Annotated in this window: 7 protein-coding genes; 3 read left to right on the forward strand and 4 right to left on the reverse strand. The window is 69.1% G+C overall.

The window, feature by feature from the left end:
• Positions 1–516 (reverse strand): fimbria/pilus periplasmic chaperone (locus G3O00_RS36425; protein WP_206145904.1); only part of this gene is annotated, 516 nt, incomplete at its 3' end.
• Positions 517–522: 6 nt separating this feature from the next.
• Complete coding sequence (locus tag G3O00_RS36430) at positions 523–1059, reverse strand: spore coat U domain-containing protein (RefSeq protein ID WP_206145905.1); 537 nt, start codon at positions 1057–1059, stop codon at positions 523–525.
• 343 nt (positions 1060–1402) lie between these two features.
• Between G3O00_RS36430 and G3O00_RS36435 the strand changes: the two genes are divergently transcribed.
• Positions 1403–2362, forward strand: coding sequence for a spore coat U domain-containing protein (locus tag G3O00_RS36435; RefSeq protein WP_241025502.1), 960 nt, complete (start codon positions 1403–1405; stop codon positions 2360–2362).
• A gap of 6 nt (positions 2363–2368) precedes the next feature.
• On the opposite strand, the gene G3O00_RS36440 is transcribed toward G3O00_RS36435, so the two are convergent.
• Positions 2369–3178 carry a helix-turn-helix transcriptional regulator gene (locus G3O00_RS36440; protein WP_039368575.1) on the reverse strand — a complete coding sequence of 270 codons (810 nt, stop codon included), beginning with the start codon at positions 3176–3178 and terminating at the stop codon, positions 2369–2371.
• A gap of 215 nt (positions 3179–3393) precedes the next feature.
• Between G3O00_RS36440 and G3O00_RS36445 the strand changes: the two genes are divergently transcribed.
• Positions 3394–4146 carry a class I SAM-dependent methyltransferase gene (locus G3O00_RS36445; RefSeq protein ID WP_206145907.1) on the forward strand — a complete coding sequence of 251 codons (753 nt, stop codon included), beginning with the start codon at positions 3394–3396 and terminating at the stop codon, positions 4144–4146.
• Positions 4147–4264: 118 nt separating this feature from the next.
• Here the strand turns inward: G3O00_RS36445 and ppc are convergent, their stop codons facing one another.
• Complete coding sequence (ppc, locus tag G3O00_RS36450; RefSeq protein WP_206145908.1) at positions 4265–7291, reverse strand: phosphoenolpyruvate carboxylase; 3027 nt, start codon at positions 7289–7291, stop codon at positions 4265–4267.
• Positions 7292–7498: 207 nt separating this feature from the next.
• On the opposite strand from ppc, the gene hemC reads away from it, so the two are divergent.
• Positions 7499–8503, forward strand: coding sequence for a hydroxymethylbilane synthase (gene hemC, locus G3O00_RS36455; RefSeq protein ID WP_206145909.1), 1005 nt, complete (start codon positions 7499–7501; stop codon positions 8501–8503).
• Positions 8504–8632 lie beyond the last annotated feature (129 nt).

The raw sequence follows: 8632 nt of genomic DNA on the forward strand, positions 1-8632 counted from the left end.
TCGCCGCCCGCCGCGATTGTCGACCGCGAGCCGCAGGCCCTGCGCGTCGCGTTCGACGCGCCACGCGAGACGCGGCGGCGCCGGCATCCCGGGCGGTTCGACGAACACGGGCACCGAATAGCGCAGCCGGATCGTGATGCCGTTTTCGACCGGGGTGCCAGGCGCGGGCAGTTCGTCGATCAGGACGCGATAGCTTTCCTCGGCGGCCGGCGCGTCGAGGGCCGTGCGCACGAGCCGGATCAGCTGCCCGGCGTTCGCGCCGATCTGCAGCAGCGGTGGCGATGCGGCGAGCGCGTCGGTCGGCGTCATCACGTCGTCGCCGTTTTCCTGCGTCCAGCGGTACGTGCGGACCTGGCCGTAGATCGGCCGTCCGCCCGGATTGTCGAGCATGACGCTGGCCGCGGCTGCCGACGGCGGCAGCTCGATCGTCACGGGCGTGATCTGCAGCGTGGCCGCGGATACGGCTGCCGCCGACGCGGCCCACAGCGCGGCGAGCGCGCGCGGAAGGAACGCCACGGGGCGTCAGAAGTAGACGGTGGCGGTGACGGTCGCCTGATAGGTGTCGGGCTTCGGTGTCGCCTGCGCCGGCACCTGGCCGTACACGTTCAGCGACTGCGCGGAACCGGTCCCGGTACCGCCGACCGTGTCCGTTCCCTGCGTGTTGCCCCAGACCGTGGCGTGCCCCGAATCCTGGTAGATCTGGTAGCCGACCGTCGTGCTCGTGTTGCCGCTCGCAGTACCGGCCATCAGCCGGCTGGCGACCGTCGAGCCCGTGACGGTGCCCGCATCGAGCCCGACGTTGTACGGCGTCGAGTTCGTGCAGGTGACGGACAGGGTGGTCTGCTGGCTGATCGTCGACGCGAGCACGCCGGTCGTGCCGAATGCGAGCGGGTTGGCGGCGATCGTGCAGTTCGCCTGGATCGTCAGCGTGACGTTGAACTGGGCGGTGGCGTTGCCGTTCGAGTAGGTGGCGGCGACGGTAACGGGTTGCAGCGCCGGTGCGAATGAGAAGGCGGTCGCGAGCGCGGCGGAAAGGACACGACGTCGGGTAGCGTTCATTGTGGTTATCTCCAGCCGTTCAAGGGGTGTCGCCCGGCTCGCGGGTGGCCTCCCGCGTTGTGCCTGCCGTGCCGACGGAACTGCGCTGTCGTTGACGGAAGACTACTCCACGCTTTCGGGCGGCGGCAATGGTGAAAATGCCGAAGCGGCAGGTTTTGTGCCGGATTCCTGATAGATTGCTGTGGGCGGCTTGACCTGGATCAAGAATCGGCGCGAACGACGCAGTACGCGGCCGGCTACCATCGAGGGGCGCGTGGCCTGGCGACGGTTGTCGCGGGCGAGCGTGCTTACGGGGAAAACCATGGCGGATGAGCGATTCGACGCGGCGCGCGGCTGGCTGCGCATGCTGTCGTGCCTGCTGCTGGTCATGGCGCTCGGCGCGCCGTGGGCGTCGGCACGCGCGGATGCCTGTTCGGTCACGCCACCGGCGCCGAGCTTCGGCTCCGTCAGCCCGATCCGGCTGCTGGCCGTTACCACCACCAGCACGATGACCGTCAACTGCACGTGGGATGTGCTGAGCCTGAACACGGGCGTGCTCGTCTGCGTGAACCTCGGCGGCACGAGCCCGCGCTACCTGAGCAACGGGACGAACCAGATGCAGTACGACCTGTACCAGGATTCCGGTTATTCGCAGACGTGGGGCTCCGTCAGCGCCGGCACCACGCCGATCTCCGTGACGTTGCAGAAACCGTTGCTCGGCACCAGCGCGAGCGCGAACATCACAATCTATGGCCGCGTCACGGCCAACCAGCCGACCGTGCCGACCGTGAACAACAGCAGCACCGTCTACACCCAGAGCTTCAGCGGCAACCAGGCGACCTACAGCCAGAGCTTTTCGCTGCTCAGCATCCTGCCGACGCTGACCTGCGCGGCACAGTCGGCGGCCGGCACGGTGAGCTTCTCCGCAACGGCCACGGTCGCCAACGACTGCATCATCACCGCAACCGGCGTCGCGTTTCCGGCCACCGGCGTATTGACGTCTCCGCTGGCAGCGGCCGGGTCGATCAATGCGCGCTGCACGAACGGCGACGCGTTCCAGATTGCGCTGAACGGCGGCAGCAGCGGCAACGTCGCCGCGCGTGTCATGTCGCGCACGGGCGGCGGCGGGTCGGTCGGCTATCAGCTTTACGCGGACGGCGGCTATACGACGCCATGGGGCGACGGTACCGGCGGCACGTCGATGGCGACGGGGTCGGGCAGCGGATTCAGCCAGACGATCCCCGTGTACGGGCGCGTGCCCGCGCAGACAACCCCCGCGCCGGGCAACTACAGCGATTCGATTACTGCAACGATCAGCTTCTGAGTTGCGTCAGTCGCGCACCAGCACCACCAGCTTCAGGTCCTCGCGGTGCGCGGGCTTCAGCGTGATCTGCTGGTACACGAGGCGGCCGTCGGCCGGGTGGTCGAATTCGCGCAGTCCGCCTTCTCGTTCGAACACGTCCTGCGATGCCCAGTACTGCGCGAACGCATCGCTGCCGGCAGTCAGCGCGTCGATCAGCGCGCGTGTGGGCGCATCGGTCAGGTGACGGATCGAATCGGCGCGGAATTCGGCCGCGAGCCGCCGCGCGCGGGTTTCCCAGTCGACGATCAGCGTGCGCGCGGCCGGCGACATGAACGTGAAGCGCAGCAGGTTGCGGTCGTGCTCGCCGTCGAGCCAGCCGGAGAACAATGCGGCGGCCGGCGCGTTCCACGCGAGTGCGTTCCATTGACGGTCGAGCACGTACGCGGGCGTCGCGATTGCCGCGACGGTCGCGGCGAGCGTCGGCGGCAGGTCGCCGCCCGCGACGTCGGGCTCGGCCGGGTCGCGCTGCGCGGCCAGCTCGAACAGGTACGCGCGTTCGGCCTTCGACAGTTGCAGCGCGACGGCGATTCGCGCGAGCGCGTCGGCGGATGCCGACACCGGGCGACCCTGTTCGATCCACGTGTACCAGGTCGGGCTGACGCCGCACAGTTGCGCGACTTCCTCGCGCCGCAACCCCGGCGTGCGGCGGCGCGGGCCGGGCGGCAGGCCGACGGCCTGCGGCGACAGCCGCTCGCGGTGGGCGCGGATGAATTCGCCGAGTGCACGGGCGGGCGTGGCGTCGAGCGGCGGGACGGGGGCGGAGGACGGGTGGTTCATGCGGAAACGGCGAAATGGAAGCGGGGACGCGGCAACGATCAGACAGGTGTATCGAATACCAGAATAACTGCTTAACTTGTACTGGTACAAACGCAGGCCTATTGTAGCGGCTCGCGCGCTGGCAGGGCAGCGCGCGTCCCACAAAACGCGTTGCATGGGGCCGGAGCAGGCGCTGACGCGTCTGTCGCACCGGCAACGGTACAAAGGAGCGAACGATGAAACACCACGATCAGGTCGCCGACGCATTCGGCACGACGGCCGCCGCCTATCTGACGAGCACGGTCCACGCGACGGGCGCCGATTTGCAGACGCTCGCCGATGCAGTGCGCGCGACGCCCGACGCCGCGGTGCTCGATCTCGGCTGCGGCGCCGGCCATGCGAGCTTCGCGGTCGCGCCGCACGTGCGTGACGTGGTCGCCTACGATCTCGCCGCGCAGATGCTCGCGACCGTTGACGCGGCCGCGCGCGAGCGCGGGCTCGCGAACATCCGCACGCAGCAGGGCCCGGCCGAGCAACTGCCGTTCGAGACGGCGACGTTCGACTGGGTCGTGAGCCGGATGAGCGCGCACCACTGGCACGACATGCGCGCGGCGCTCGCCGAGGTGCGCCGCGTACTGAAACCGGGCGGCCGTGTGCTGATGATCGACATCGCCGGCAACGAGCATCCGCTTCTCGATACGTACCTGCAGGCCGCGGAAGTGCTGCGCGACGCGTCGCACGTGCGCGATTACCGGGCGGACGAATGGCTCGCGATGTTCCGCGAAGCCGGTTTCGACGCGCACGTGCACAGCTGCTGGCGGCTGCCGATCGATTTCGATACGTGGGTTGCGCGCATCCGCACGCCGGCTGACAGCGTCACCGGCATTCGCGCGCTGTGGGCGCATGCGCCGGACGAGGTGCGCGGCTACTACGCGGTGCAGCCCGATGGCTCGTTCGAGCACGACGCGCTGCTGATCGATGCGCACTGAGCGCGAGGTGTGCCGCCGCGGTTTCGCCCGCGCATGAAAAAAGCCGCGATACGCACCATCGCGTATCGCGGCTTTTACGACGTCGGCCGGCGCGGAATCACACCGCGCCGCAGGCGGATCAGCCCGTGTTGCGCAGGCCGGCCGCGATCCCGTTGATCGTCAGGTGAATCCCGCGGCGCAGCCGCGCGTTCGTATCGCCCGCGCGGTGACGCTTGATCAGCTCGACTTGCAGGTGGTTCAGCGGATCGAGATACGGGAAGCGGTTCTTGATCGAGCGCGCGAGCAGCGGGTTGGTCGCGAGGCGGCCTTCGTGCCCGGTGATTTCCGCCAGCGCCTGCGACGTGCGCTCCCATTCCGCGACGATCCGCTCGAACACGTGCTTGCGCAGCTTGCGATCGGAAACGAGCTGCGCGTAGCGCGACGCGACCGCGAGGTCGGTTTTCGCGAGCACCATGTCCATGTTCGACAGCAGGTTCGCGAAGAACGGCCAGGTCTTGTTCATCTTCTTCAGCAGCGCGACGCGCTTCGTGCGCTCGGCGTCGTCCTGCGCGCCGTCGAGATACGCACTCACCGCGCTGCCGAAGCCGTACCAGCCCGTCAGCAGCAGCCGGCACTGGCCCCACGAGAAGCCCCACGGAATCGCGCGCAGGTCTTCGATCTTGCGCTGCTTCGGATCCTGCAGCTTGCGCGAGGCCGGGCGGCTGCCGATGTTCAGCTCGGCGATCTCGGTGATCGGCGTCGACGAGAAGAAGTAGTCGGTGAAGCCCGGGGTTTCATAGACGAGCGCGCGGTACGCGGCCATCGCCGAATCGGACAGCGTCTGCATCGCGGCCTCGAACGCCGGCAACTGCGCGGGCGCGTTGTTCTGCGGCAGGAGCGTCGCCTCGAGCGTCGCGGCGACGACCGTCTCGAGGTTGCGGCGGCCGATCTCCGGGTTCGCGAACTTGCTCGCGATCACCTCGCCCTGTTCGGTCAGGCGGATCTGGCCGTTCACGGTGCCCGGCGGCTGCGACAGGATCGCCTGGTAGGTCGGGCCGCCGCCGCGGCCGACCGTGCCGCCGCGGCCGTGGAACAGGCGCAGCGTGATCTTGCGGTCGCGGAACAGGTCGACGAGCGCGAGTTCCGCGCGATACAGCTCCCAGTTCGACGTGAGGAAGCCGCCGTCCTTGTTGCTGTCCGAATAGCCGAGCATCACTTCCTGTTCGGCGCCCTGGTGCGCGATCAGCGCGTCGATGCCCGGCAGTGCGAAGTATTCGCGCATGATGCGCGCGGCGTCGCGCAGGTCGGGAATCGTCTCGAACAGCGGGATCACCATCAGGCTGTTCTTCGCATCGCCGCCCGGCACGCCGAGCGCGCCGTCGAGCAGGCCCGTCTCCTTCTGCAGCAGCAGCACCTCGACGAGGTCGCTGACGGTTTCAGTATGCGAAATGATGTAGTTGCGCACTGCGCGTGCGCCGAATTGCGCGCGGACTTCGCGCGCCTTCTCGAACACGCCGAGTTCGCTCTGCGCGAGCGGCGAGTATTCGAAGTACGGCGAGCGCAGCGGACGCGGATCGGCGAGCGCGGCGAGCAGCACGCGCAGCTTGTCTTCCTCGGCGAGCGCTGCGTAGTCGGCCTCGACGCCCGCGCGTGCGAACAGTTCGGCGACCACGGCTTCGTGGATGTCGGAGCTCTGGCGCAGATCGATGCTCGCGAGATGGAAGCCGAACACTTCGGCCGCGCGCACGAGCGGCGCGAGGCGCGGCGCGGCGAGCGACGTGCCGTGGTGTTCGTCGAGCGACGCGGTCAGCACCTTCAGGTCGGCGACGAACGCTTCGGAATCCGCATACGGGGTCGCGCGCACGGGCGCCGCGCCGCGGCCTGCGCTGCGCACCGGCACCGTGCCTTCGCCGAGACGCACGCGCGCGCTTGCGGCGAGACGCGTGTAGATGCCGATCAGCGCACGGCGATACGGCTCGTCGACGCGATGCGGCGACTGGTCGGGGGAAGCTGCCGCGAGCGCCTTCACGGCGTCGTTCGCGCCGACGAGCAGGTTCGACACCGACAGCTCGGCACCGAGCTTGTGCACCTGTTCCAGATAGTGCTCGAGGATCACCGCGGCCTGGCGGTTGATCGCTTCTTCGAGCGTCGGTGCGGTCACGTTCGGGTTGCCGTCGCGGTCGCCGCCGATCCAGCTGCCCATCTGGAAGAACGCGGGTACGCGCGCGGACAGGCCGTGCTCGGCGAGTGCGGCCTCGATGTCGCCGTACAGCGCGGGCAGTTCGTCGAGGAACGTCGCGCGGTAGTACGACAGTGCGTTCTCGATCTCGTCGCCGACCGTCAGGCGCGAGTCGCGCAACATGCGGGTCTGCCACAGCGCGGTGACGCGCGCGCGCAGCATCGATTCGTTGTACTGGCGCTCACGGCTCGTCAATTCCTGGTCGCGTTCGGCGAGCAGGCGCGCGATGTCGTGCTGTGCGTCGAGGATGCTCTTGCGCTGCACTTCGGTCGGGTGCGCGGTCAGCACCGGCACGATCAGCGCATCGTCGAAGAAGCGCTGCAGCAGGCGCTTCGACGCGTTGCCGGTCGTCTTCAGTTGTTCGAGCGCGTACGCGACCGTGCCGGGCTGCGACGCGGAGCCGGCCAGCGCGTGGATGCGGCGGCGGCGGTTGTGGTGGCGGTCTTCCGCGATGTTCGCGAGGTGCGAGAAATAGCTGAACGCGCGCACGACGCTCACCGTCTGCTCCGGCGTCAGCTTGCGCAGCTTCTTCTCGAGCGTCTGCGCGGCTTCGCTGTCGTCCTCGCGGCGGAACTTGACCGCGGTCTGGCGGATCGTCTCGACGACATCGAACACGGTGTCGCCTTCCTGCTCACGCACGACGTCGCCGAGCAGGCGGCCGAGGAAGCGGATGTCGTCGAACAGCGGGCCGTCCTTGTCTTCGCGCGTGCGCGTGCCGGACTTCGGCGCGGCGGCCGTGCGGGCCGCGGTGCGGGCAGCCGGGCCGGCGGCTTTCGTCGTGCGTTTTGTCTGACGTATCGGGTCTTTCGGTTTCGTTGCCGTTTTCGCACGGCCGTTCGCGGCGGTGGCGACGGTGTCCGTCGAGGCGTCGGAGGAGGACAGGGCAGCATTGCGGCGCGCCGTACGCGCCGATCCGGAAGACTTCACGATGGGTTTCCTTGGGAAAGCTCGAGTCAAAAGGAACTGCGGAAACTGCGAAACTGCGGTCAAGCAACCAGCTACGTGCGGCACATTCGCACATCGGCGCCGCGACCCGCGTGGCGGCAGGCCGGGCGCAGGCTCCAGGCCCGGGCGGGCAGGGGCGTGCGTGCTACCATTGTTCGATCTTCAATCCCGTCCTTCGATGTTCCAGCAATGAATTCCGAGACCCCTGCGGCCGGGCCGCAACAGGCACAGCTGCCCGCGACGTTGACGATTGCTTCGCGCGAGAGCCGCCTGGCGATGTGGCAAGCCGAACATGTGCGTGATGCGCTGCGCAAATTATATCCAGCTTGTGACGTGAACATCCTCGGGATGACGACGCGCGGCGACCAGATTCTCGATCGCACGCTGTCGAAGGTCGGCGGCAAGGGCCTGTTCGTGAAGGAACTGGAGGCCGCGCTGGCCGACGGCCGCGCCGATCTCGCCGTGCATTCGCTGAAGGACGTGCCGATGGCGCTGCCCGACGGCTTCTCGCTCGCCGCGATCATGGAGCGCGAAGACCCGCGCGATGCATTCGTGTCGAACGACTACGCGTCGCTCGACGCGCTGCCGCCCGGCGCCGTGGTCGGCACGTCGAGCCTGCGCCGCGAGGCGATGCTGCGCTCGCGCTATCCGCACCTGGAAGTGCTGCCGCTGCGCGGCAACCTCGATACCCGCCTGTCGAAACTCGACCGCGGCGACTACGCGGCGATCATCCTCGCGGCTGCCGGCCTGAAGCGCCTCGGCCTCGAAGCGCGGATCCGCGCGCTGCTCGACGTCGAGGCGAGCCCGCCCGCCGCGGGCCAGGGCGCGCTCGGCATCGAGATCGCATCGCACCGCAGCGACGTCGCTGCGTGGCTCGCACCGCTGCACGACCCGCAGACCGCGCTCGCGGTCGAGGCCGAACGCATGGTGTCGCGCGCGCTCGGCGGCAGCTGCGAGGTGCCGCTCGCCGCGCACGCGGTGTGGCGCGCGGGCGAACTGTACCTCGCCGGCCGCGTGTCGACGACCGACGGCATGCGGGTGCTGGCGGCCGAGGCGTGCGGGGCCGGCGTGACCGTCGCCGATGCGCTCGCGCTCGGCCGCGCCGTGTCCGACGAACTCGAGGCGCAAGGCGCGCTCGACATCGTCCAGGCGCTGCTCGCGGGCTCGCCGCCCGCCGGCAAGGGCGACGCCTGATGGCGGGCGGCGCGCGCGCGTTCACCGCTGTCCTGACGCGCCCGGACGGCCAGTCCGGCGCGCTTGCGTCGCAACTGGCCGAGGCCGGTTGCGACGTGCTCGAATTCCCGTTGATCGACATTGCGCCGG

It is taken from the genome of Burkholderia sp. Ac-20384, assembly GCF_017104605.1.
GTDB classification, from domain to species: Bacteria; Pseudomonadota; Gammaproteobacteria; order Burkholderiales; family Burkholderiaceae; genus Burkholderia; species Burkholderia lata.

Excerpts from the sequence above, each read along its gene's own strand:
- G3O00_RS36435 (WP_241025502.1), top strand. The coding sequence starts at position 1,403 with ATGCTGTCGTGCCTGCTGCTGGTCATGGCGCTCGGCGCGCCGTGGGCG.
- G3O00_RS36445 (WP_206145907.1), top strand. The coding sequence starts at position 3,394 with ATGAAACACCACGATCAGGTCGCCGACGCATTCGGCACGACGGCCGCC.
- hemC (WP_206145909.1), top strand. The coding sequence starts at position 7,499 with ATGAATTCCGAGACCCCTGCGGCCGGGCCGCAACAGGCACAGCTGCCC.
- G3O00_RS36440 (WP_039368575.1), bottom strand. The coding sequence starts at position 3,178 with ATGAACCACCCGTCCTCCGCCCCCGTCCCGCCGCTCGACGCCACGCCC.
- G3O00_RS36430 (WP_206145905.1), bottom strand. The coding sequence starts at position 1,059 with ATGAACGCTACCCGACGTCGTGTCCTTTCCGCCGCGCTCGCGACCGCC.